A 24,525-nucleotide genomic window follows, 5' to 3' on the forward strand; every position below is an offset into this window, starting at 1 on the left:
TCAGGTCACCCGGGTGACCTGAGCGTCTGACACGTCGTCAAGGTCGGGGGCAGGTCAGAGACCCTGCCAGGCCGGCTTGTCGGCGTAGGTCTGGCGGTAGTAGTCGGCGAGCTGCAGGCGCGAGGCCGCCGCGTCGTCGACCAGCACCGTCGCGTGGGGGTGCAGCTGCATGATCGTGGCCGGCCACATCGCCGAGACGGGGCCCTCCACGAGCTGGTGCACGGCCTCGGCCTTGGCCCGCCCGGAGGCCAGCAGCACCAGGTGCCGCGCCTCCATGATGGTCGCCAGCCCCTGGGTGAGGCAGTGGCGCGGCACGTCGTCGACCGAGCCGCCGAAGAACCGCGCGTTGTCCTCGCGGGTCTGCCGGGTCAGCGTCTTGATGCGGGTACGCGACGCGAGCGAGGAGCCCGGCTCGTTGAACGCGATGTGCCCGTCCGTACCGATGCCGAGGATCTGCAGGTCCACGCCCCCGGCGTCGGCGATCGCCGCCTCGTAGCCCGCGCACGCGGCCGCGAGGTCGTCGGCGAGCCCGTCCGGCCCCTGCACCGCCCCGGGTGCGAAGTCGACGCGCGAGGCGATCTCCTTCTCGATCACGTTGCGGTACCGCTCGGGGTGGTCGGCGGGCAGGCCCACGTACTCGTCCAGCATGAACGCGCGGGCCCGGGAGAACGAGAGCCCGTCCTTGTGCCGGCGGGCCAGCTCGTCGTAGACGGCGAGCGGGGACGACCCCGTCGCCAGCCCGAGCACCGCGTCGGGTCGGGCCCGCAGCAGCTCCTCGACGGCGCCCGCCGCCAGCGCGGCGAGCTCGCCCGCGGGCGCGATCACAACCTCCATCAGCCTCTCCTCCCCAGGACGGCGGCGCCGACCGCCGCGACCGGAACGTGCGTCGGCGCCAGCCTGACGCGCTCGGCGAGCCGCAGCGACCCGAGGAACGCGGACACCTTGGCCTGCTCGCGCAGCGCGTCCTGCACCACGTCCAGCAGCTCGGCGCCGAGCTGGGCCACGCCGCCGCCCAGCACCACGTGCCGCACGTCGGTGGTCAGCACCAGCAGCCGCACCGCCGAGGCGACGGCGGCCGCGAACCGGTCGCGCACCACCAGTGCCTCCTCGTCGCCTGCGCGGGCCGCCTCGAAGAGCTCCACCGGCGACGGCTTGCCGTGCCGGGACGGCCACGCCGCCTCCAGCGCCTTGCCCGAGGCGAACCGTTCCAGGCAGCCGCGCTGCCCGCACGGGCACTCCGGCCCGAGCGGGTCCACCGGGATGTGCCCGATCTCGCCCGCGGCGCCGCTCGCGCCGCGGCGCAGCTCGCCGTCCAGCACCAGGCCGGAGGCGAGGCCGGTACCGAGCGCGAGGAACGCGAGATCCTCGTGCTCGTCCGCCTCGCCGGCCGCACCGGCCGCACCGGAAACGTTCGCCACGCCGGGCGTGCCGGTACCGCCGGCACCACCGACCGCGTCGGTGCCGCCGGCCACGGCGAGCCCGTCGGAACCGCCGGTACCACCCGCCCGGTCCGCCGGACCGGCCGACCGCTCCAGCACGTGCGCCGCGCCGACCGCGGCTACGTTGAGGTCGTTCTCGACCACCACCGGAACCCCGCCGACCTGCGCGGACAGCAGCTCGGCGAGCGGCAGCTCGTCGTCGTGCACACCCAGGTTGACCGCGTGCTTCACCGTGCCCGACCGGTGGTCGACGATGCCGGGGATGCCCAGCCCGACGCCGGCCAGGGCGGAGAGCTCCGCCCCGCCGGACGCGACGACGTCGCGCACCGCCTGCGCCGCGCCCGCCACCAGGCCCTCGGCGCCGTGCACCGTGGACCGGCGCACCGTGGCCACCACCTCACCCTCGGGGTCGAGGAGCGCACCCAGGATCTTGGTGCCGCCGATGTCGAGCCCTACCGTGTACCGGCCCATCCCGTCCTTGCCCATCAGCCCTTCACCGCGCCGGACACCAGACCACCGGTCATCCGGCCCTGCACGATCAGGAAGAAGATCACCGCGGGGATCGCGATGAGCACCGAGGCCGCCATGACGGCGCCCCAGTTGGTGGCCTGCGTGGCCTGCACGAACGTGCGCAGCCAGAGCGGGAGCGTCATCGCCTCGGGCCGCTGCATGATGACCAGCGCCGTGACAAACTCGTTCCACGCCTGGATGAAGGCGAACACACCGGTGGCCACCAGGCCCGGCGCCAGCAGCGGGAACGTGACCCGCCAGAACGCGCCGGCCCGCGAACAGCCGTCGATCATCGCCGCCTCCTCCAGCTCCTTGGGTACACCGTTCACGAAACCACGTAGCGTCCAGATCGTGAACGGCAGGACACCGGCCGTGTACACGAGCGTCAGGCCGATGATCGTGTTAAGCAGCTGCCAGCCGTCGATGATCCGGAACATCGAGACGATCATTGCCTCTCCAGGAATCATCTGGACGACGAGGATCAGCACGATAAAGGTCCGCCGGCCCTTGAACTGGAACCTGGTGAGGGCCAGCGACGCGACGAAGCCCACCACGAGGGCGATCACCAGGGTCAGGAACGTGACACTGATCGAGTTCAGCACCGCGGGCGGGAACGGCGCCCGCGTCTCGCCAAACATTGCCGACCGGTAGTTGTCAAGCGTGAACACGTCCGGCGTGGGGAAGAACGCCAGGTCCTCGCCGCGGATCCGGTTGTTCGGCAGGAACGACGTACTGACCATCCAGTACACAGGGAACGCCGAGAAGGCGAAGACGATCAGGGCCAGGGCGCCAAACCCGGTGTCGGCGAGACGCTTGCGGATCGTGATCACAGCTCTTCCTCCCGCAGCGTGCGCCGCACATAGGGGTACGAGATGGCCAGCATGACGATCACGAAGATGACGCCGATTGCGCTCGCCAGGCCGTAGTGCCCCTGGGCCATGCCCATCTGATAGATATAGACACCGATGGTGTTGGTCAGCTCGCGGTTGCCACCGATGTCCTGCAGCACGAACACCTGGGTGAACAGCTTGAGGTCCCAGATCATCGACAGGACGATGAGCACCGTGATAATGCTGCGCACGTAGGGCAGCTGGATGAGCCGGAAGCGTTGGAAGGCGCTCGCGCCGTCGAGTTGCGCGGCCTCCATCACCTCCCCTGGGATCTGAGTAAGGCCCGCGTACAGCGTAAACGCGACGAACGGTACGGCGCCCCAGACGACTATGCACGTGAGGATCAGGAAGAACGACCACGGGTTGATCAGCCAGGAGCGGCCGAACCACTGATCGCCAGTGATGGCTGTGAGCAGGTTGTTCACGACGCCGTACTGCGTGTCGAAGACCCAGCCCCACACCGTAGTCGCGGAGAGCGACGGCATGGCCCACGCCAGCAGCAGGCCCACGGACACGAGGAGCCGCATTCCCTTGTTGACGCGGATCATGAGCATCGCCACGAGCATGCCGAGCATGATCGTGATGGCCACGAGGACGACCATGAGCGCGAAGCTGCGCGCCAGCACGGTCCAGAAGCCCTCGACGTCGGTCAGCACCGTCGCATAGTTGTCGAGGCCGACCCATTCGGCGGGTTGGCCCATGAGCTGTGCACGCTCGTACTCCTGGAACGACATGACGAACAGCCGGAGCACCGGAGAGCCAGTCATCACGCCGAGGATGACCATCGTGGCCGAGAGGAGGAGCCACGGCAGATAGGGCGGCCGTCGCCTTCTCTGCCGGATCGCTTGGCGCGCTGGCGCCGCGGGGTCTAGAAGTGTGGTGCTCATGTCCTGTCTTCCTTGGAGGCGGCCGACACCCCTTCGCTGGAAGCGCGACAGCGAGCATCAGGCGGGCAGTGGTGTCCCGTCCCGCCCGGGCTTCCTGGGGCCGCACCGGGCGAGACGGGAAGTCGTGCTGACTCAGGTCAGCCGTTGAGAATCTCCTCGATGTCCGCGTCGAGCTTCTCGGCGATGGTCTTGACGTCGTCGCCGGCGGCGATCTTCGAGAAGGCGGTCTGGAGCAGCTTCTGGGATTCGACGTCTGCCCACTTCGGAGAGGCGGGGGTCAGCTTGGCATTGGCGGCGGCCTCGACAGCGGCCTTGCCGATCGACGTCTTCTGGTCGACCTTCTCGAAGAGCGAGGTCTGGGCCGGGATCAGGCCGATGCCGGCGAGGATCGACTGGTACTCGTCGCTGAGCAGGATCTCGTAGGCACTCATCGCGAGGTCCGGGCGGGCCGACTTCTGGGCGATGGCGATGTTCGAGCCACCGGCGAACACCTGGGCGACGCCACCATCCTTGCCCGGCAGTGCCACGCCCTCGAGGTCCTTGCCGTACGTGGAGGCGCAGCCCGGCACGCCCTCGGGGTCTTCCGGCTCTTCCGGAGCGTTGATGGACCACTGGACCCAGCTCGGTGCGGACGCGAAAGCGATCTTGCCCTCGCAGAACGGCACTTGCAGGTCGTCCTCGTTGGTGTCGGCCGGGGCGTTGTTTCCCTCGGTCATGATCGTCTGGATCTGCTCGAGGCCAGCGAGGCCGCCCTCCGACGAGAAGCCTGCCTCCCACGTGCCGTCCTCGGCCTGCTCGGCGATGTAGCCGCCGTTCTCCCAGATGAAGGGCAGGGCGTTGTACCAGTCCTGGCCGGGCCAGTAAACGCCGGACAGGTCGTCGGTCCGCAGGTCGACGGCGGTCTCGACGTACTCGTCGAGCGTCGTCGGCACCGGGGTGTCCCCCAGGACCTGCTTCGAGTAGAAGACCACCCGCGAGCCCGAGTAGTACGGCAGGGCGTAGTGCTTGCCCTCCCAGTCACCTGCCTCGACGAAACCCGGCAGCAGGTCCGAGCCGCCCAGGTTCTCGAACTCCTCGGCGGTGATCTCACGAAAGTAGCCGTTCGAGGTGAACGCGGCGGCCTGGGTGTTGCCGATCTCGACCACGTCGGGGGCGTCCGAGCCGGCCAGCGCCGTCGTGTACTTGTCGACGAGCCCGTCCCAGGCCTGCTCCTCGATCGTGAGGGTGCTGCCCGGGTTCTCCTCCTCGAAGGTCTTCTTCAGGTAGTCACGCGCCTCGGGGGGCGTGTCCGAGCCGACGAGCCAGACCCGGACCTCGCCGGGTCCGGTCTCCTCCGGGGCGGAACCGGCGGTGCCGCCCGCGTTACCGCAGGCGCTGAGCGCGAGCGTCAGGGTGATCGCCGACGCCGCGGCGCCGACCAGACGGTTTCTGTTCACGTGTGTCTTCCTCCCGGGATACGACTATGTGTCGCGGTGGTGCATGGTGAGTGGGTCGCCTGCCGCCGACACGTGCGCACTGATGCTCACGAGACCCCCAGCTGGGCGGAAAGCACGAGGACGGCGGCGCCCGCCAGCACCACGTCCTCGTCGAGCGCGGCCATCCGCAGCTGCAGGCCCGAGGTGATGGCCGGCATGGTGCGCTGACGGATGGTGTCCAGCGCGGCCTCGCGCAGGGGGCCGTCGAGCAGGTCGCGTGGACCGCTCAGCAGCACCTGGTTGAGGTTGAGCGCGCTGACGACCGGGGCGAGGGTCACGCCCAGCACCCGGCCGGCCGACGCCAGAGCGGCGTCGGAAGCTTCCTTGTCCTTGCCGTCGACCGCACGCCGCAGCGCCGGGACCGACAGGACCGTCTCGAGGCAGCCGCGGCGCCCGCAGGCGCACTGCTCGCCGTCGTCCACGACCGTCACGTGGCCGATCTCGCCCGCGGCGTCGCCCTGTCCGTGCACGCGTACGCCGTCGACGACGACGCCCGCCCCGACGCCGGCGCCCACCGTGACCGCGAGCATGCCCGAGCTGCCGCCGCCGTAGGTGAACTCGCCGAGCGCCGCGGTGTTGGCGTCGTTCGCGACGTGCACCGGCAGCCCCAGGCGCTCGCCCAGGATCTCGGCGAGCGGCACGTCGTACCACCCGCGGTTGGGCGCCTCGACCACGCGTCCGTCGAGGTCGATGATGCCCGGCGAGCCGACGCCGACGCCGATCACCGGGTGGTTCGCGGCCGCCACGAGCCGCCGGACGAAGCGGGTCAGCAGGTCGACCAGCTCGTCGCCCGTGCGCCCGTCGATGTCGAGCTGCCGGCGCACCACGATCTCGCCGGTGAGGCTGAGGACCGCGCCGCGCATGCGGCCGTGCTCCGTGAGGTCCACGGCCACGATCTGGTAGGCGTCCGAGCGCAGGCCCACGAGGATCGCGGGCTTGCCGACGCGCTGTCCCGGCCGGGTGCCGAGCTCCTCGACCAGGCCCTCGGTGATGAGCACCGAGACCAGGTCGGAGATGGTGACGCGGGTGAGCGAGGTGGCTCGTGCGAGGTCGGCCCGGGAGGTGGGCCCCTCGTGGAAGAGGTGCTGCAGCACCAGGGAGCGGTTGTGCGCCCTGGCGTGCTCGGGGAGCACCTTGGACGTCGCGCGCAGCCGAGCCCCGAGCCCTCGCCCGGTGCCGTTGCGTTCTGTCGCCGTCGCCATGTTTGTTAGTAGACCTCCTTAACAGAGTCGCTGTCCATCGCCCGGTATGACCCGTAACAAGACTGTTACGTGGGTCACCCTTGCCCGGGCCGAGGTCGCGACTCCGCACCGAAACCGGATTACTTCACGTGCCTGACGAAACCGAGCCTGCCGCACGCCGGCCCGCCGAGCACGGCGTGACCGCACCGTGATCAAATACCGCGCAAACCCGCCGAAAAATCCGGTCAGGAGGTTCGCAAGTTCACAAAGGGATCACAGTTCCCAGGTGGGGCGCGTCCGGACCCCACGGGCCTCCTACGCTCGTGCCCATGAAGCGCATCCGGTCTGCCCTGGGGGACGCGGGCCTGCCCGCGCGCCGACCCGTCCACACCCTCCTGGCGGCCGCGACCACCGGTCTCCTCGTCGCCGCCCTCGCGGGCTGCTCGGGACCGGGCGCGGGTGACTCCGGCGGCGAGTCCGGCGGGGACGGCGCCGCACAGAGCGAGGTCATGTCGCCCGACGCCGCTCGCTCCGACGCGGTGGCCGACGCCGTCGGCGCCGTCGGCCTGGGCGACGCGGCCGAGGAGGCCGTGGACCGGGAGCTGGTGACGACCGGCAGCGCCACGCTCGCCGTCGACGACCCGTTCGACGCCGCCGAGGAGATCGCCCGGCTCGTGGAGGAAGCCGGGGGCCGTGTCGAGTCGCGCGACGAGCAGGCACCCACCGACGACGAGCCGGGCCGCGCGTCGATGACGCTCCGCATCCCGGCGGACCGCGTGTCGGCCACGCTGGACGCCCTCGACCAGCTCGGCGACATGCGCGACCGGCACGTCGAGACGGTCGACGTCACCGGGACCGCGCAGGACCTGGACGCCCGCATCGAGGCGCTGCGCACCTCCACCGACCGGCTGCGCGAGCTCATGGCGGACGCCGACCGCACGGCCGACCTCATCGATATCGAGGCCGAACTGTCCACGCGTCAGGCCGAGCTCGACGCGCGCGTGGCCGAGCGCAGCCGCCTCTCGGACGAGGTGGCGATGTCCACGCTGCACGTCGAGATCGTGGCGGAGGGCTCCCCGGCCGCCCAGGCACGGCCGGGCGGGTTCCTCGGGGGCCTGACGGCGGGGTGGAGCGCCCTGGTGAGCACGTTCAACGTGGTGGTGCTCGTGCTGGGCGCGATCATCCCGTGGCTCGCGCTGGCGAGCGTCGTGTTCCTGGTGGTTGTCGGCGTCCGCCGGCAGCTGCTTGCCAGGAACCGCCTCACTGGCCCGCCGCCTGCCGTCGAACCGGAGCCCGTGGAGCCTTGACCGTCCGACACGCGCCGCCACTCCGTCTCCGCGATCACGCGGGTAGGGTGCAGGTCAGGTGATGCAATGACGCGGATGCCCGTCGCCCGGTTCGACGCAGATTGTCTAGGTTGGCCCTCGATTCGTCAGCCGGATTTTCGGATTGGCCCGAGCGAGCGATTTCGGCTCTTTCCTGACATGCAGCGGTACACGCCGGGACCCACGAGCTAGGGCTCGTCGCTCGTTGTCGGCCGAGGCCAGTCTTGGTCCTGATGGAGCCAAGTCGGCGGACGTGACGGACAAGGTGCGCAGGTCAGTCGCGGGTAAGAGTTAGCGACAAATGCCCAGGGACGGTTCACTGTCCACGACTGAGAGGGCAAGCCGCGCAGGCCTGTCTGCCTGTTGGTGCATATCTACTCTTGGACCACAGCGCGGTGATGATGGGTCGCATCGATCTACTAGGCCAGCCACGTGCCGCCACATTATTGAGCCTGGTGGTGATGTTCATAGCAATAACATGGCACATCATCTTCTACCGATGTCGGTCAACTTCTTCGCGTCTCGCGCTGCGGAGCGCACCCACCCGGAGATGCCCAAATGCTCGTCAAGCCAGCCGGTGCAAGTCGGCAGACCGGTGACAGACAACCACATTGCCTGCACGTCCGGCGAGACGACGCCCTGGCCGAGTATTGTCGACCCGCCCTCGATGTCAGGGGCAGCGATCATCTCGTCCGTGGGCACCAACTTCCATCCAACCGTGCAACGTGCCAAACGGTCGATGCGTGAACGCCGCGGCGTCGATGCGTGAACGCCGCGGCGAGGTAGTCAGCCAGCTCGCGACACGCGCCCGCCCTGTTGATCCCGGACTATGACCTTTGCCAGCACCAGGTATGGAACACGCTACAGCGCCCACCCAGGACCGTGATGGGGTCGCGGACATCGTTCGCCCCGGCAGTTCCCGCACCACAACCTCATCACCAGCAACTCGGACGCCCTCGCCAACCACGCTGCCAGCGGGTGCAAGCCGTGGGTGCGCTTGAACGCAGGCGCACCTTGCCTTTCACCTCAGATCAACAGACGCCCGCAACTGAATACCGGAGCCTTCACCACAGTTTCGCCGTCGACACCATCAACCGATGACCGGCTGCTACGCGCGTGGAACGAAGCAAAAAGCGAAGGTGCTATCATTCCACCGAGTACGGGTCATTAATACATTCGCTCAACCCGGGATCGCTCGACCACCTAGTCTCGTCGCCCATCAAGCCCACCAGTTCGTCGTCCGTGAGATCAAACCACTCAACAAGATCCTTCGCTTCAATACACGCCCTCACAGCCTCTACAGGAGTGAGGCCCTCTGGATTTGTACGCATATCAAAGTACAGCATCGAGATCATTTCTGTAGTCCCATGGGAACATTCATCGACGACTCGCTCCAACGCAGCGGTGCCGGAATCGTCATCCGGGAAGGACGAGATAAAACCTTCAATTCCGCTCATGATCTTTTGATTGGAAGTATCAGAAAATTCTACTTCCACGCCAGGAGCCGCCCGCTCGAGGCATTCGGAATACGCATCCTGCGACTCCCGAAGTTCGGCATCCGTGACGGCCATGTCGTCGAACACCCGTCTCTCAAGTTCGCTCGGCTCATCAGCGAGCAACTCGTCGATCAGCGCTACGTACATGTCAGCGACGGGTGCGGGGGCGTTCGCAGAGGAAGGCGCCCCGCACCCGGCGGTCATGAGTAGCGCGACGACACCGGCCGGCCACACCAGGCACCTTGCCATCGCCGCGCTAGTTATCACGGGTAGATGTACCAGGGCGACGAAACGTTTGCCACACCGTTGACGGTCCTCGTTCCGGCGTAGCGGTGCCCTTCGAGGTACGTACCGCTCAACGGCCGTTCAGCAAGTGCCGTCCCGGTATGTTCGTTCGTGAGGAAGACCCGGCTTCCGCCACCGGTGCGGTAGTAAATGCCCGCCTTGGCCTTCGTGCATGTCACATTACGAACGGTAGTTGCGTAACTGTCGACCGTCACATTGACCTTACAGGTTGCCGACGAACTACCGGACGTCGCCGTAACGGTCCGCTCTGCTGCCTGAGCGGGACCCGAGACACCGAATACGAGCGCTCCAGCCAACAGCAAAGAGATCGTGCCTTTCTTGGACAGCCTCATGCCACACCTTTCGCACGTCGAACATGGTTAGGAACACGGTACGAAGACCACTGAAACATGGATCCCGAGCCGCTTGTGGAGAACGTTAGCGGCCCTGCGCAATCCGGACAACCCCCACACTCAGATCGTCTCCGCCTTATTTCGCCTTTCTGAAATCAGCTCTGCCACTGGTGGTCGGATGCGGCGAACCGGATCGGGGCTACAGGATGCCGTGACAGAGCATGTCGAAGCTGGAGCGGCCGCACATCTGCCGCTTGATCGTCATGGCCCAAGTGTTGACGCCCTCGCTGCGCCCCTGTGTGGCGCTCAGAGTCGGCCCGGCCACGACGACGTTAATGGGCCTTGTGCCAACCCGCGGGCGAAGGAACGCAAACACCGCAGGTCAGGAGCGCGGGACGGGTGGTGCCGCCTGCTAGCGTTCTGGCTTGGGCGTCGCCGGGTGGGGCGAGCGGAGAAACGTCAGCCTCAAAGGTGAGACAAAGCCGTCAGTCGGCGATCGCGAGGGCGTCGATCTCCACCAGCATCTCCTCGCGCGGCAGGCCCGTGAAGACGGTGGTCCTGCTCGGCAGCACGCCGCCGGGGCAGTGCTTCGTGACGAACTTGCCGTACGCCTCGTTCATGACGGCGAAGTCCTCGCGCTTGGTCAGGTAGACCCGCAGCATCACGACGTCGTCGAACGTGGCGCCGCCGGCCTCGACGATCGCCCGGACGTTTTCCAGCGTGCGGGTCGTCTGCGCCGCGACGTCGCCGGGGTACAGGTACTCCCCTGACGCCGGGTCCACGGGCCCCTGCCCCGACACCTGCACGAACGGGCCCTTGCGCACACCCTGGTGGAACGTGTGCGCGGGCGCGGGGGCGTCGGGGGTGGAAATGGCGGTCTTGGTGGTCATCGGTTCTCCTTGCTCGGGGTCGTGCGGTGGGTCGGTACTGCCGGTCAGAAGTCGAGCGCGACCTGCTCGACGACGTCGTCGCCGCGGGTCACCAGGGCGGTCCGGTACTTGTCGAGCGTGGTGCACGGGTGCGAGATGCCGAACCCGATCACGTCACCGGGCTGGAGCACGCCGTCGGACGCCGCGTCGAGGGACAGGTAGGCGTGCTGGTCGTTGAGCGCGGTCACCCGCACGCCGGTGAGCTCGCGGTACGCGCCGAGCCGGCCCGCGGCGTCCAGGGTCCGGGCGACGAGCGGCGTCGGCAGGTCGATGTCGAACGAGACGTCGCGGCGTCCCAGGGCCACGATGACGAGGCCGGGCTCCGGCGCGGAGAGCACCGTGGCCCACACCCGGATCGCGGGACGCAGGGCCTCGGCTCCGAGCCGCGTCCACGGGTCGGCGTGCAGGTAGTGACCGTGGTCGTGCGTCACGTACGCGCCGGACCGCAGCACCGCCCGGGTCGGCACGTCGGCGCCCGCGGCGTCCCGCAGCGGTGCGCCGAGGTGCCGCGCGACGACGTCGGCGAACGCGCTGCCGCCCGCGCTCAGCACGAGCGGGCCGTCCACGAGCCCGGCCACGCCCAGCCCCGTCTCCCGCAGCTCGTCGCACCATCGGCCGACGGCGGCCAGCTCCTCCTCGCTGGTTCCGCTCGCCACCGGGCCCTCGTAGCCGGCCACGCCCACGAGCCGCAGCCCGGCGTCGTGCACCCGGCCGGCGAGCGCCACGACGTCGGCCCGGGTCCGCAGGCCGGTGCGGCCGCCCGGGACGCCCAGCTCGACGAGCACCCCGAGGCGCGCGACGACCTCGGGAGCCGCCCCGGCGAAGCCGGTGACGAGCAGGTCCAGCCCGCGGTCGGAGTCGACGTAGACCCACACCTCGTCGAGGGTCCCGGACCCGTCGAGCGCCGAGCGCAGCCATGCGATGTCGCGGGGGTCCACGATCTCGTTCGCGAGGAAGACGCGCGGGACGCCCCAGCCGGCCACGGACCGCAGCTGGCCCGGGGTGGCCACGGTGGCACCCCAGACGCCCACCGCGGACTGCCGCTCCCACACCCGGCGCGCCATGTGCGTCTTGACGTGCGGGGCGTGCTCCACGCCCGCGGCTGCGAAGGCTCCCGCAACCGTCGTGATGTTGTGCTCCAGCGCCGCCTCGTCGAGCGTCAGCAGGGGCCAGAGGAACGTGGGGTCGTCGATGCGCAGCACGTCTCCATCCTGCCTTGTCAGCGACCCTGCTCGCACACCCCGGAACCGTCGGCCGGGGTGCGCTCCGGCAGGTTCTCCGCGCCGCCGTCCTCCCGCCAGCCGCCCATCCCCGCCCAGCCGCCCGCGACGGTCTCGGCGGCCAGGTCGCGGGGGTAGCCCTGGACGCCGGGCCGCGTCTGCCACGGGTGAGGACCGGCGAGGGGCCGGTACTCGACGCCGTACGCGTCCAGGCGCGGCAGGTGGCAGGCCTCCAGGCGCTCCAGGAACTCCTTCGACGCGGCGCTGCCGGGCTCCCGGTCGGCCGCGGGCGACCACGCGACCTCCGCGAAGGCGGCCAGGCGCGGGAAGGTCGCGTAGTCGACGCGCCGCGCGCTGTCGAGGTGCTCGCTCCACACCTGCGCCTGGACGCCCAGCAGCCGGCCCGGCGTCCGCCCGCTGTCCGGGACCGTCAGCGCGGCCGGGAACGGGTCGAAGCCGTACACGTCCTCGACCGTGCGCAGGAAGCCGACCGAGATCGGCTCCGCGGGGTGGTCGCCCGCGCGGTGGTCGAGATAGACGGCCTGCTCGGGCGCCATGACCACGTCGTGCCCGGCCGCGAGCGCCGCGGCGCCCTGGGCGTGCCCGCGCCAGGACGTGACGACGACGTCGCGGGGCAGCAGGGGTGAGACGGCCTCGTCCCAGACGACGGCGCGGCGGCCGGCGTCGGACACGTGCCGGGCGAGCCGGGCGACGAACCAGCCGTGGAGCTGGGCGACGTCGGGCTCGCCGTCCTCGGTGAGCAGGCCGAGCGTGCGGGCGCGGTCGACGATCCGGGGCGAGTCGCGCCAGAGCGTGGTCGGTACCTCGTCGCCGCCCAGGCCGATCCAGGGGGTGTCGAAGACGTCGAGGACCTCGTCCAGCACGTGCCGGAAGAAGGCGAGCGACCCCTCGGAGGGGTCGAGCACGTCCTGGCTGATGCCCCAGGTGGTGCGGACCTCCTGGCGGGCCTTGCGCGTGCCGAGCTCGGGGTAGGCGGCCACGGCGGCCTCGACGTGCCCGGGCACGTCGATCTCGGGCACCACGGTGATGCCGCGGTCGCGGGCGTAGGCGACGATCTCGCGCAGGTCGTCCTGCGTGTAGAAGCCGCCGTGCGGGCGGCCGTCGCGGGAGCCGGTACGCCAGGTGCCGACGGTGGACTCGCGGCGCCAGGCGCCGGTGCGGGTCAGCTCGGGGTAGCGGTGCACCTGCACGCGCCAGCCCTGGTCGTCGGTGAGGTGGAGCTGCAGCACGTTGAGCCGGTGCGCGGCGGCCAGGTCGACGAACCGGAGCACGTCGTGCTTGGGCAGGAAGTGGCGGGCGACGTCGAGCAGCACGCCGCGCCACTCGAACCGCGGGTGGTCCTCGATCCGGACCGCGGGGAGGGTGGGCGCGGCTGCCGCGCCGGACCGGGCCGTGGACGCGCGGCGGTACGCGTCCGGGCCGGCGAGCTGGCGCAGGGTCTGCGCCGCGGCGTGCGCGCCGGCGAGGTCGGCGGCCGCGATCCGCACCGCGGCGCCGTGGGTCTCCGCGCCGACCTCGAGGCGGTAGCCACCGGCGGCCAGGCTCTCGTCGAGCGCGAGGACGACGTCGGCCGCCGGGCCGGCCACGGGCACCAGGTCGATGCCGAACGCCTCCTCGGTGACGTGGCGCCACCAGCGCGCGGCGGGTCGCAGGTCCGGGTCGGCCAGCACGGTCGCGCCGTCGGCGAGCCGCACCGGTGCACCGCCGGCCTGCGTCGTCGCAGGTTCGGGGACGAGTCCGGGTCCGTGGGGGTGAAGCACGGCTGCCACACTAGCGGCCGGCGCCGCGCCTGACCGTGTCCGGCCTGCGTGACGCGTCAGATCCAGCCGTGCTCCGCCGCGATCCGGGCTGCCTCGTGGCGGTTGGCGTCGCGGATGAGACGCTCGTCGTCGGCGAGCGCCGCGGGCCGCCTGCCCGCCCGGTCAGTTCCCGACACCGTCGAGCAGCCAGTGGTAACGCAGGCGCAGGGCCCGCTCCGTGCTGGCCGCGGCCGCGGCCAGCGTGAGACCGATGTTGAGCCAGAAGGGCAGCGCGACGGGCGACGTGAACGTCCCGACCCGCGCGGCGACCGGCGGCAGCCCCGTGACCACCTCTACCAGCTGCGGCACGACCAGCAGCACCGACACGATCAGCACGACGACCGAGCACGCGCTGACCACGCGGCTGATCCCCGGCCTCTCCCGGTCGAGCCGGGCCCGGCGCCCCTCGGCCGACGCCGGGTCCGGCACCAGCTGGTGCGCGGTCCCGGCGTCGGTCACGTAGTGGCAGCGCCGGAGGCCGAAGGTCGTCGCGACCACCTCGATGGTGCCGCCCTCGACCGGGAACGCCGCGGGGAGCCGCGACGCGGCCCGGTGCCGCCCGTCGACGTACAGGTCGGCGCGGCCGTCGCTGTCGTCCGCCGACATCCCCTGCAGGTAGTGCACGTCGACGGTGTAGGTCACGCCACCGCCGTCCGCCCGCACGAGCTCCAGGTGGAGCAGCGCCCTGCTGAGGAGCTGCCACCAGCGGAACGGCTTGAGCGGGTGACCGTCGCCGGGCTTGACCCGCCGGGCCGCGCGCCGCATCGTCCAGCTCGTGCGGCGCCCCTCGGGCGTACCGTCCCTGCCCATGCCGTCCTCCTGTGTGCTGTCGAACCGGTGTCGTCGAACCGATGCTGCCTGCGCGGTCAGGATGCCCGGCAGGACGTGTCGCGTGCCGGCAGCTCGCCGTCCACGAGGTAGCGGGTGCCGATGTTCAGCGCGCAGGCGTTGCCGCCCAGCACGTAGACCCCGTGGCCGCTCCCGTCGACGGTCACCAGCCGGGACCGGTCACCGAGCTTCTCCCGCAGGAGCTGCCCGCCGGCGAGCGGCGTGACCGGGTCGCGGCGATTCTGCAGGATGAGCACGTCGCCCGGACCCTCGTCGCTGATCTGGACCGGCCCCTCGGCCGGCTCGGGCCAGTACGCGCACGGGAGCATGTTGGCCGCCGCCGCGCCGAACAGCGGGAACTTCTTGCGGTCCTCGGCCACCGCCGCGCGGTAGACGTCCACGTCCTCCTCCCAGTCGCTGTCGTTGCAGGTCGAGGCGAGGAACACCGACAGGGCGTTGGAGAGCGGGTGCACGGCAGCGTTCGTGGTGTCGCGCGCCGCCTGCTCCGCCGGTGCCGCACCGCCGGGCACCAGCGCGGGCAGCACCTCGGCGTCCAGCAGGTCGCGGGCCGCGGCGCCGTCGCCGTCGCGCAGCCACTGCCAGGTCTGCGCCGTGCGGCCGTACGTGCGCTCGCTGTAGAGGCCGCCGAAGATCACCTGCCGGAACAGGCCGCCGTCCACCCCCTCGACGGGGTGTCCGTCCAGGCGCTCCGCCGTCTCGAAGTACGTCGCGCGCACCTGCGCCGGCGTGCGGCCCAGGCCGTAGGCGTCGTGCCGCTGCGCGGCCCACCGCGCGAAGTCACCGAACGTCTGCTCCATCCCCAGCGCGAAGCGCCGCAGGCCCTCCCGGTTCAGGTGCGAGTCGCCGACGTTGCTGTCGAGCACCACCCGGTCCACCGTGTCGGGGAACATCGACACGTAGGCCGCGCCCAGCGCCGTGCCGTACGAGTACCCGAGGAAGCTGGCCTTCTCCTCGCCCAGCGCGGCACGGATGCTGTCCAGGTCACGCGCCGTGTTCGCCGTCGAGAGGTGGTAGAGCCCGCCGTTGTCGTCGTTGCGGGCGCACTGCTCGGCCGCCTCGCGGACCACCTCGGCCCGCTCGAGCACCGCCGCGTCGTCCACCGCGTACGGCGGGACGTTGCCGTAGTAGGCGCTGTCCGCCGGGAACTGGCAGTCCACCCGCGTCGAGTGGCCGACACCGCGGGTGTCCATGCCGATGAGGTCGTAGGCGCGCAGCACGCTGTCGGGCAGGCCCTGGGACTCCAGCAGCGTCGACTGGGTCAGCCCGGAGCCGCCCGGCCCGCCGGGGTTGAGCAGCAGGATGCCGCGCCGGGCGGCGGGGTCGGTGCTGGCCAGGCGCGAGATCATGAGATCGGTGCGTGCACCGTCCGGCTCGGCGTAGTCGAGCGGCACGGAGACCGTCGCGCAGTCCAGCGTGGTCGGCAGCGCCTCCGCGACGACGTCCGCGGGGCACTCGCCCCACTCGACCGAGGGCTGGGACGCCGGCTGAGCCGTGGCGACGCCCGTACCCGGTGCGGCGTCGGCGTCCTGCACGTCGGCCGCGGCCGGGACGGCGAGCGTGCCGGCCAGCCCCAGGACGGCGAACAGCGCCACGGCGCGGCCCGGTGCGCGGCGTGGCCGTCCGGGGCGGTGGGACGGTCGCGACGGTGCGGTGCTGAGCTGTTCTCGGTTCATGACACCAGCCTCGGGTTCCGGGTGGGGCTACCGACAGTGCCGACGGTCATCGATCCCCGTGAGAAGCGCACGACCGACCGGTGACAGGTGTCATGCCCGTCCCGGGCGGGTCGGGCGTCGGACACAGCACAGCGCCGTGACCCCGAGGGGCCACGGCGCTGCGTGAAGGGTGGAGCTGCCGGGAATCGAACCCGGGTCCGGTATCGGTTTTCGAGGACTTCTCCGGGCGCAGTCTGCTATGGATTTTCTCGGCCCCCGCGCTCGCGCAGACACGTTCGCGGACAGGCCCAGTCACCTGAGAGTCCCCGCAGCCCCGATGACGAGGGCTACGAGCAGTGGCTTTCTAGATGACGCGGGTTACCGGAGCGAAAGCAGACTCCGGGCCCACGGACTTCGGGCTCGCTCAGGCGGCGAGGGCGAAGTCGTTGCGCGAGTTATCGGCAACTATTGGTTTACAGGCATCGTTAACGAGATAAGCCTGCATCCTCGGCCCGCTTCTCCTCGAAGCACGACCACCGTCGAAACCGATCAGCCCCTATGGTGTTGTCAACCAGCTCCGGCCGGGCCCTTCGCCCGCCCGGAGTGCACCCAGTCTAGGGGATCAACACCCTGACCGGGAACGTTATTTCCGCGACAGGGCTCAGCCGAGCATCTCCTTGTGCCGGATCGCCCGCTGCGCCTCGCGCATGTCCTGCTTCTCGCGCAGGGTCTGCCGCTTGTCGTACTCCTTCTTGCCTCGGGCGAGCGCGATCTCGACCTTGGCCCGCCCGTCCAGGAAGTACAGCCGCAGCGGCACGAGGGTGTGCCCCTTCTCGCGCGACTTCGACTCCAGCCGCTCGATCTCGTGGCGGTGCAGCAGCAGCTTGCGACGCCGGCGCGGCGCGTGGTTGTTCCACGTGCCCTGGAAGTACGCCGGGATGTGCACGTTCTCCAGCCACGCCTCGCCACGGTCGATCGCGGCGTAGCCGTCCGTGAGCGACGCGCGTCCCATCCGCAGCGCCTTGACCTCGGTGCCCGACAGCACGAGCCCGGCCTCGAAGACGTCCTCGATCACGTAGTCATGACGGGCCTTCTTGTTGTTCGCCACGATCTTGCGCGGATCGTCCACGTTCTTCTTGGCCATGGTCTCCCTCCGGGGTACTCGCTCCTCGGCGTGCCCCGTGCAGGCAGCGCGACGTCCCAGTTTACGCGCCGGACCATGGCGGACCAGGCTTTAACGGGCCGCGTTCGCTCAGGGCCGTCGCCAGTTCCTCAGGGCCAGTTCCTCAGAGCCAGGTCATCGGGTCCACGGTCGAGCCGTTCACGTACAGCTCGAAGTGGAGGTGGCAGGCCGTGGACGTGCCGGTGGTGCCCGAGTACCCGATCACCTGGCCCCGCGAGACGTGCTGGCCCGAGGAGACCGCGAACGACGTGAGGTGGTTCGCGCTCGACATGACGCTCGTACCGCTGGACGTGTACCCGTGGTCGATGAGCACCTGGTTGCCCAGTCCCGCGAGGGTGCGCGCGTAGAGCACGGTGCCGTCGGCGGCGGCCAGGATCGGCGTGCCGCAGTACGCCCGGAAGTCGGTGCCGGCGTGCAGCCGCGAGTAGTTGAGCACCGGGTGGAACCGCATCCCGTACGACGAGGTGATGTACGGGTTCGCCGTCGGATAGCTGAGGAACGACAGCGTGCCGCCGCCCGACCCCCCGGACGAGCCGCCCGAGCTCCCGCCGGACGACCCGCCCGATCCGCCCGACGACCCGCCGGACGCCGCCTCCCGCTCGGCCCGCTCGCGGGCCAGCCGCTCGTCCCGCTCCTTCTGCTGGGCGATGATGCCCTTCAGGTCCGCCTCGATCGAGCTGAGCTCCTGCTCGTTGTCCCGCATGCTCGCCAGTGCGGCGTCCTTGCGCCGTTCGATGCGGGCCTTGAGCCGCTCCTGCTCGGCGATGAGCCGCTCGATCTCCGCCTTGCGCTCGACGGCGGCCTGCTTGGCCTGTTCCTTCGAGCGCACGTTCTCGTCGGCCAGGCGCTTGAGCTCCGTGACCACCTCGCGGATCGCCGTGAGCCGGGCCTGCAGGTTGCGGGCGGTCGCCTCGGCGTCCTGCAGCTCGGCGAGCGTACGCGCCCGGATGCGCGCGGCCGACGACGACACGGAGTAGCCGTCGATGAACTCCTCGGTGCTCTCCGCGCCGGTCACCAGGCCGATCGTCGACCCGGTGCCGGCACCGCGCAGCTCCTCGCGCGCCATCTGCGCGATGTCCTCGCGCGCGCCGTCGACCTTCCCCGCGCCCGCCTGGAGCTGCTGGCTGACCTTGGCCTCCTCCACCTGGGCGTCGGCGAGCCGCTGGGCCAGGATCGCGGCCTCCCGCTCGGCGCGCTCGAGCTCGGCCTCGGCGACGGCCAGCTCCGCCTCCGCCACGGGCAGCCGCCCCTCGACCTTGTCGAGCGCCAGCACCGCGTCGGCCAGCTGGGCGTCCGTGTGCTCCAGCTCGGACTCCAGGCCCTCGCGCTCCCGCTCCTTGGCCGCTTGCGCGCGCTCGGCGGCGGCGCGGCGGTCGTCGAGGTCGTCGGCATGGACGGCGGCCGAGCCGCCCACGAGCAGCAGCAGGGCGAGCGCCGCGGCCAGCGGGCCGCGCGCGCGGGTCAGGGGGTGTCGGTGCGCAGTCATCAGATCCTCGTGTACCGGTTCAGGGTGAAGAAGGACGAGAGCGCGGCCAGCGCGACGGCGACGACCACGAGCAGGGGCGCGACGCGGAACACGTCCACCTCGGAGACGTACGCGACCCAGTCGACCGACCGCTCCAGCCAGTCGGTGACCATGAAGCGCACCGCGAGCCACAGCCCGCCGCCTGCCAGGAGCGACCCGAGCACGGCGGCCAGGGCGCCCTCCAGCAGGAAGGGCAGCTGGATGAACAGGTTGGACGCGCCCACCAGGCGCATGATCTCGGTCTCCTTGCGGCGGGAGACCGCGCTCAGCCGGATGGTGGTGGTGATGAGCAGCACCGCGGCGAGGAGCATGACGCCGGCCAGCCCGGCCGCGAGCAGGGTGGCGACGTTGAGGGTGCGGAACAGCGGCTCGAACACGGCGCGCTGGTCGGCGACGACCTCGACGCCGTCGCGCCCGGACAGCACGTCGCTGACGACGGCGACCTGCTCGGCGTCGGTCAGCTTGAGCCGCAGCGAGGCCTGCATGTCCTCCTCGGTGAGCTGCGTGCCCTGGAAACCGTCCGGGTAGCGCTCCTCGAAGGCGGCGAACGCCTGCTGCTTCGACTCGAACCACACCTTGCTGACCTCGCCGGACAGCTCGGTGCGGATCACCTCGCGCAGCGCCTCGATCTGGTCCTCGGTGGCCTCGCCGCCCGCGCACGACGGCGCCGCCGTCGTGCCCTGCGGGCAGAGGAACACGGAGACCTCGACCTTGTCGTACCAGTCGTCCTTGAGCTTGCCGATCTGGGCCTGGAGCAGAGCGCCCGCGCCCACGAACGTCAGGGACACGAACGTCACGAGCACCACGGCCACGACCATGGTGGTGTTCCGGCGCAGGCCCGAGAAGACCTCGCCGAGCACGAACTGGAAGCGCACGTCACGACCCCCGGACCGGCTGGGCGGGCACGCGGGTCCCGCTGCCCGGGGCGTCGAGCACGGGGGACGCCCCGACGTCGGGCAGGATCGCCTCCCGCTCGCCGTACCCGCCGCGCGCCTCGTCGCGCACGACGACGCCGTCCGACAGCTCCACCACGCGGCGGCGCATCTCGTTGACGATCTCGTCGTCGTGCGTGGCCATGACGACCGTGGTGCCGGTGCGGTTGATGCGGTCCAGCAGGCGCATGATGCCGAGCGAGGTGGTGGGGTCGAGGTTGCCCGTGGGCTCGTCGGCGAGCAGGATCTGCGGCCGGTTCACGATGGCGCGCGCGATGGCGGCGCGCTGCTGCTCACCGCCCGAGAGCTCGGTGGGCATCCGCTTGCCCTTGCCGGCCAGGCCGACCATCTCCAGCACCTCGGGCACGGTGTCCCGGATGACGTGCCGCGGCTTGCCGATCACCTGCAGGGCGAACGCCACGTTCTCGTGCACGGTCTTGTTCTGCAGCAGCCGGAAGTCCTGGAACACCACACCGAGCTGGCGGCGCAGGGTCGGCACGCGCCACCCGGACAGGTTGGCGACGTCCCGGCCAGCCACGTACACGCGGCCGCGCGTGGGCCGCTGCTCCCGCAGCACCAGCGACAGGAACGTCGACTTGCCCGAGCCCGAGGCCCCCACGAGGAACACGAACTCGCCACGCTCGACGTCCACGGAGACCCGGTCGAGGGCAGGTCGGGCGCCTCGCGCATAGACCTTCGACACGTTCTCGAACCTGATCACGTGGCCGACACTAGGGGTGACATCACCTGGCGTGTCGGGCAGACACGCCGGGGAACATCACCGTGCCACGCAAAGAACGGCCTGGAAATCAGCCAATACAGGCACTAACAAGGGCAATTCGACCGGAGTTCGTCGCCGGCAACGATCAGCTTCCCGAGCCGCCGCGACGCCAGCGGATGCCGGCCTCGATGAAGTCGTCGATGGCGCCGTCGAACACGGCCTGCGGGTTGCCCGACTCGTGCTCGGTGCGCAGGTCCTTGACCATCTGGTACGGCTGCAGCACGTACGAGCGCATCTGGTCGCCCCAGCTGGCCTTGATGTCGCCCGCCATCTCCTTCTTCTTCGCGGCCTCCTCGGCCTTGCGCAGCAGGAGCAGGCGCGACTGCAGCACGCGGTAGGCGGCCGCACGGTTCTGGATCTGCGACTTCTCGTTCTGCATCGCGACGACGACGCCCGTGGGGATGTGCGTCATGCGGACGGCGGAGTCCGTGGTGTTGACCGACTGACCACCCGGGCCCGAGGACCGGTACACGTCGATCTTGAGCTCCGACTCCGGGATCTCGATGTGATCGGTCTGCTCGATGAGCGGGATCACCTCGACCGCGGCGAACGACGTCTGCCGACGGCCCTGGTTGTCGAACGGCGAGATGCGCACCAGGCGGTGGGTGCCCGCCTCGACCGACAGGGTGCCGAATGCGTACGGCGCGTTGACCTCGAACGTCGCCGACTTCAGGCCCGCCTCCTCCGCGTAGGAGGTGTCGCCCACCTTGGTGGGGTACCCGTGCCGCTCGGCCCAGCGCAGGTACATGCGCATGAGCATCTCCGCGAAGTCGGCGGCGTCCACGCCGCCCGCACCCGCGCGGATGGTGACGACGGCCTCGCGGGCGTCGTACTCGCCGTTCAGCAGGGTGCGGACCTCGAGCGCGTCGAGGTCCTTGCGGATCTTGGCGACCTCCTCCTCGGCCTCGGTGAGCGAGTCGGCGTCGTCCATCTCCTGGCCCAGCTCGACGAGCGTCTCGACGTCGTCGATGCGGGCCCCGAGCTTCTCGACGCGGCTCAGCTCGGCCTGGGCGGCCGACAGAGCGGAGGTGACCTTCTGGCCCTCCTCCGGGTCGTCCCACAGGTTCGGCGCGGACGCCTGCTCCGACAGCTCGGCGATCTTCGCCTCGAGCACGGTGCGGTCGCTCACGGCCTCGATGGACTCGAGGGTGGCGCGAAGCGCCTTGATCTCTGCGGGGAAGTCGTTGGTTGCCACGATGTTCAAGGTTACCCGCGCACGGCGGTGCCCGACGCCGGGACACCCGGCCGGGCGCCCCGCACGGGTGCCGCCGGTCAGGCCCCGCCCGGCTCCGGGAGCTCGCGGCCGAACATCTGCGCCGTCGCGCGGGCGCTGGGCGTGCCCGCCTCGGGGTCGGCGCCGTGCTCGAGCAGCGCCCGCACCACGTCGGCGGAGTCCTTGAAGACGGCACCCGCGAGCGGCGACTGGTGGCGACCGTTGAGCCGGTTCACGTCGGCGCCGCGCTCCGCGAGGCCCGCCGTCAGGGCGGCGTGCCCGTGGTACGCCGCCAGCATCAGCAGGGTGTTGCCCGCCTCGTCGGCCAGGTCGACCGGCAGACCGGCGTCCACCAGGTCCAGCAGCACGTCGCCGCCGTGCCGGGCCAGGTCGAAGATCTGCTCCGGCTCCAGGCGCGTGCCGCCCTGCTCGCTACCGCTCTCGCTCATGCCCCCAACCTAGGTGCTCCCACCCCGGCCCCACACCTCGAGGTCGGTCCGCCGTCGCGAGATCGGTCCAGGCCTGTGCCGATCTCGAGACGACGGACCGACCTCGGCGCGCGACCGTTCACCAGGCACGGGCCGTCGCCGACGCGCTCAGCGGGATGCCGGCCCGGAAGGCGTCCGTGAACCAGCGCAGCAGCGGCGGCCGGGACACCCCGGTGAGCACGACACGCGCCGAGCGCCCGTCGGGCGACGACGCCTCCGCGACCGCCACCGGCAGGCCGGGCGGGTGCTCGGCGAGGTAGCGCTCGACGGCGGCGCGCACCTCGGCGTCGGACAACGTGAGCGGCGCGCCCTCGGCCGGCGTACCGCCGCCCGCGTAGAAGTCGTCCGGCGAGATCGCGTCCGCGGCGTCGGCGGCAGCGAGGTCCGCGACGTCGTACAGGGCCTTGCGGTCGAGGTGCACCGCGCTCGCGGAGGCGACGACGGCGACCAGCATGAGCGCGAACGCCACGAACGCGGCGGTCAGGAGCATGATCCGGCCGGCCTCGGGGTCTCCCCCACGTGCTGCGCCGCGTGTTCGGACGTTTCCGCAGGTGGGTGGGGTTGTGGGCCGGTCGACGAAGGTCACCGGACCAGTCTGCGGCCGAAGACGACGGTCCGCCCGGGCTGTTCCGGCTCCTGTGGAGAACTTCTTCGAAAACGTTTAGCGAAAACCCTTGACACTGTCGGGTCGGCTTCGAAATCCTTTTCGACGCACGGCGGGCCAACGACGGCCCGTCACGAGAGAGAGGATCGACGATGACCCGAACTCGCACCTCACAGCACTCCCGGCGCTCACTCCGCGCCATCTCGTTCGGCACCCTGGCTGCGGTGGTTCTCACCTCAGCGGTCTCGGTCGGCGTCGCGGCGACGTCCGCCCAGGCCGCCGGCAGCACGCTGCAGGCGGCGGCCGCCGAGTCCGGCCGGTACTTCGGTACCGCGATCGCGGCGAACAAGCTGTCCGACTCGCAGTACACGACCATCGCGAACCGTGAGTTCAACATGGTCACGGCCGAGAACGAGATGAAGCTCGACGCCACCGAGCCGAACCAGAACCAGTTCAACTTCACGAACGGCGACCGGATCGTCAGCTGGGCGCGCAGCAACGGCAAGCAGGTGCGCGGGCACACGCTGGCCTGGCACTCGCAGCAGCCGGGCTGGATGCAGAACATGAGCGGCACGGCCCTGCGCAACGCGATGCTCAACCACGTGACCCAGGTCGCCACCCACTACCGGGGCCAGATCCACTCCTGGGACGTGGTGAACGAGGCCTTCGCCGACGGCTCGTCCGGTGCCCGCCGCGACTCGAACCTGCAGCGCACCGGCAACGACTGGATCGAGGCGGCCTTCCGCGCCGCCCGGGCCGCCGACCCGAACGCCAAGCTCTGCTACAACGACTACAACACCGACAACTGGTCCCACGCCAAGACCCAGGCCGTGTACAACATGGTGCGCGACTTCAAGTCGCGCGGGGTGCCGATCGACTGCGTGGGCTTCCAGGCCCACTTCAACAGCGGCAACCCGGTGCCCAGCAACTACCACACCACGCTCGGCAACTTCGCGGCGCTCGGGGTCGACGTCCAGATCACCGAGCTCGACATCGCCGGCTCCGGCACGTCGCAGGCGGAGCAGTACCGCGGCATCATGCAGGCCTGCCTGGCCGTCGCGCGCTGCACCGGCGTCAGCGTCTGGGGCGTCCGCGACAGCGACTCCTGGCGGGCCGGGGACACGCCGCTGCTCTTCGACGGCAACGGCAACAAGAAGCTCGCCTACAACTACACGCTCGACGCGCTGAACGCCGGGGGCAACGGCGGCAACCCGGGCGCCGGCGACTGCACCGTCACCGTGACCCGTGCCGAGGAGTGGAACGACCGGTTCAACGTCACCTTCGCGGTCTCGGGCACGTCGTCCTGGCGCGTGTCCATCGGGCTGCAGGGCGGGCAGAGCCTGCAGAACTCGTGGAACGCCGCGATCTCCGGCACCTCGGGGACGCTGACCGCGACACCGAACGGCAACGGCAACTCGTTCGGCATCACGCTCTACAAGAACGGCAGCACGGGTCTGCCGAGCGCCACCTGCTCGACCACCTGACCCC

Annotated in this window: 23 protein-coding genes and 1 other RNA gene; 3 read left to right on the forward strand and 21 right to left on the reverse strand. The window is 70.5% G+C overall.

All coding sequences use genetic code 11. The features are described 5' to 3' along the window. Positions 1-54: 54 nt before the first annotated feature. From nagB to APR03_RS01325, 6 genes are all read right to left on the reverse strand, one after another. Entirely contained in the window at positions 55-834 is a 780-nt protein-coding gene (nagB, locus tag APR03_RS01300; protein WP_253831985.1) for a glucosamine-6-phosphate deaminase, read from the reverse strand. Further along, on the reverse strand, positions 834-1,925 hold the full coding sequence (locus tag APR03_RS01305) for an ROK family protein (protein ID WP_253831987.1): 1,092 nt from the start codon (positions 1,923-1,925) through the stop codon (positions 834-836). The genes nagB and APR03_RS01305 overlap by 1 nt, the downstream gene beginning before the upstream one ends. Then, positions 1,925-2,779, reverse strand: a complete 855-nt coding sequence (locus APR03_RS01310; RefSeq protein ID WP_253831989.1) for a carbohydrate ABC transporter permease — start codon at positions 2,777-2,779, stop codon at positions 1,925-1,927. The genes APR03_RS01305 and APR03_RS01310 overlap by 1 nt, the downstream gene beginning before the upstream one ends. After that, entirely contained in the window at positions 2,776-3,726 is a 951-nt protein-coding gene (locus tag APR03_RS01315; RefSeq protein ID WP_253831991.1) for a carbohydrate ABC transporter permease, read from the reverse strand. The genes APR03_RS01310 and APR03_RS01315 overlap by 4 nt, the downstream gene beginning before the upstream one ends. Before the next feature lie 137 nt (positions 3,727-3,863). Then, complete coding sequence (locus APR03_RS01320; RefSeq protein WP_253831993.1) at positions 3,864-5,162, reverse strand: extracellular solute-binding protein; 1,299 nt, start codon at positions 5,160-5,162, stop codon at positions 3,864-3,866. Between the two features lie 86 nt (positions 5,163-5,248). After that, positions 5,249-6,403 carry an ROK family transcriptional regulator gene (locus APR03_RS01325; RefSeq protein WP_253831996.1) on the reverse strand — a complete coding sequence of 385 codons (1,155 nt, stop codon included), beginning with the start codon at positions 6,401-6,403 and terminating at the stop codon, positions 5,249-5,251. Between the two features lie 308 nt (positions 6,404-6,711). On the opposite strand from APR03_RS01325, the gene APR03_RS01330 reads away from it, so the two are divergent. Next, positions 6,712-7,689: a DUF4349 domain-containing protein gene (locus APR03_RS01330; protein WP_253831998.1), complete on the forward strand. Its 978-nt coding sequence runs from the start codon at positions 6,712-6,714 to the stop codon at positions 7,687-7,689. Between the two features lie 517 nt (positions 7,690-8,206). Beyond that, entirely contained in the window at positions 8,207-8,476 is a 270-nt protein-coding gene (locus tag APR03_RS01335; protein WP_253832000.1) for a hypothetical protein, read from the forward strand. Between the two features lie 376 nt (positions 8,477-8,852). Here APR03_RS01335 and APR03_RS01340 read toward each other — a convergent pair whose 3' ends face one another. The 15 genes from APR03_RS01340 to APR03_RS01410 all read right to left on the reverse strand — a co-directional run bounded on the left by APR03_RS01340 (position 8,853) and on the right by APR03_RS01410 (position 22,923). Further along, positions 8,853-9,350, reverse strand: a complete 498-nt coding sequence (locus APR03_RS01340) for a hypothetical protein (protein ID WP_253832002.1) — start codon at positions 9,348-9,350, stop codon at positions 8,853-8,855. A gap of 116 nt (positions 9,351-9,466) precedes the next feature. After that, entirely contained in the window at positions 9,467-9,841 is a 375-nt protein-coding gene (locus tag APR03_RS01345; RefSeq protein ID WP_253832004.1) for a hypothetical protein, read from the reverse strand. Between the two features lie 485 nt (positions 9,842-10,326). After that, positions 10,327-10,731 carry a RidA family protein gene (locus APR03_RS01350; protein ID WP_253832006.1) on the reverse strand — a complete coding sequence of 135 codons (405 nt, stop codon included), beginning with the start codon at positions 10,729-10,731 and terminating at the stop codon, positions 10,327-10,329. A 44-nt stretch (positions 10,732-10,775) separates the two neighbouring features. After that, positions 10,776-11,972, reverse strand: a complete 1,197-nt coding sequence (locus APR03_RS01355) for a type III PLP-dependent enzyme domain-containing protein (protein WP_253832008.1) — start codon at positions 11,970-11,972, stop codon at positions 10,776-10,778. A gap of 17 nt (positions 11,973-11,989) precedes the next feature. Beyond that, positions 11,990-13,771, reverse strand: a complete 1,782-nt coding sequence (locus tag APR03_RS01360) for a beta-N-acetylhexosaminidase (protein WP_253832010.1) — start codon at positions 13,769-13,771, stop codon at positions 11,990-11,992. 162 nt (positions 13,772-13,933) lie between these two features. Further along, positions 13,934-14,620, reverse strand: coding sequence for a hypothetical protein (locus APR03_RS01365; protein WP_253832012.1), 687 nt, complete (start codon positions 14,618-14,620; stop codon positions 13,934-13,936). 56 nt (positions 14,621-14,676) lie between these two features. Next, the gene (locus APR03_RS01370; protein ID WP_253832014.1) at positions 14,677-16,332 is read right to left on the reverse strand and encodes an alpha/beta hydrolase; all 1,656 of its coding nucleotides are present in this window, start codon (positions 16,330-16,332) and stop codon (positions 14,677-14,679) included. 167 nt (positions 16,333-16,499) lie between these two features. After that, positions 16,500-16,868, reverse strand: a transfer-messenger RNA (tmRNA) gene (ssrA, locus tag APR03_RS01375). Positions 16,869-16,972: 104 nt separating this feature from the next. Then, positions 16,973-17,455: an SsrA-binding protein SmpB gene (gene smpB, locus APR03_RS01380; RefSeq protein WP_253832016.1), complete on the reverse strand. Its 483-nt coding sequence runs from the start codon at positions 17,453-17,455 to the stop codon at positions 16,973-16,975. A gap of 142 nt (positions 17,456-17,597) precedes the next feature. Continuing rightward, positions 17,598-18,980, reverse strand: coding sequence for a M23 family metallopeptidase (locus APR03_RS01385; protein WP_253832018.1), 1,383 nt, complete (start codon positions 18,978-18,980; stop codon positions 17,598-17,600). Continuing rightward, a complete protein-coding gene (ftsX, locus tag APR03_RS01390; protein WP_253832020.1) occupies positions 18,980-19,894 on the reverse strand; it encodes a permease-like cell division protein FtsX in 915 nt (304 codons plus the stop codon). The genes APR03_RS01385 and ftsX overlap by 1 nt, the downstream gene beginning before the upstream one ends. A 1-nt stretch (position 19,895) precedes the next feature. Beyond that, entirely contained in the window at positions 19,896-20,672 is a 777-nt protein-coding gene (gene ftsE / locus APR03_RS01395; RefSeq protein ID WP_253832022.1) for a cell division ATP-binding protein FtsE, read from the reverse strand. A gap of 145 nt (positions 20,673-20,817) precedes the next feature. Next, positions 20,818-21,927 carry a peptide chain release factor 2 gene (gene prfB / locus APR03_RS01400; RefSeq protein WP_253832024.1) on the reverse strand — a complete coding sequence of 370 codons (1,110 nt, stop codon included), beginning with the start codon at positions 21,925-21,927 and terminating at the stop codon, positions 20,818-20,820. A gap of 77 nt (positions 21,928-22,004) precedes the next feature. Further along, positions 22,005-22,394, reverse strand: a complete 390-nt coding sequence (locus APR03_RS01405) for an ankyrin repeat domain-containing protein (RefSeq protein WP_253832026.1) — start codon at positions 22,392-22,394, stop codon at positions 22,005-22,007. Between the two features lie 118 nt (positions 22,395-22,512). Next, positions 22,513-22,923, reverse strand: a complete 411-nt coding sequence (locus APR03_RS01410; RefSeq protein WP_253832028.1) for a hypothetical protein — start codon at positions 22,921-22,923, stop codon at positions 22,513-22,515. 266 nt (positions 22,924-23,189) lie between these two features. Between APR03_RS01410 and APR03_RS01415 the strand changes: the two genes are divergently transcribed. Further along, complete coding sequence (locus APR03_RS01415; RefSeq protein ID WP_253832031.1) at positions 23,190-24,521, forward strand: glycoside hydrolase family 10 protein; 1,332 nt, start codon at positions 23,190-23,192, stop codon at positions 24,519-24,521. The last annotated feature ends 4 nt before the right edge of the window (positions 24,522-24,525 follow it).

Origin of the sequence: Promicromonospora thailandica, assembly GCF_024171955.1 — a bacterium.
GTDB lineage: Bacteria > Actinomycetota > Actinomycetes > Actinomycetales > Cellulomonadaceae > Promicromonospora > Promicromonospora thailandica.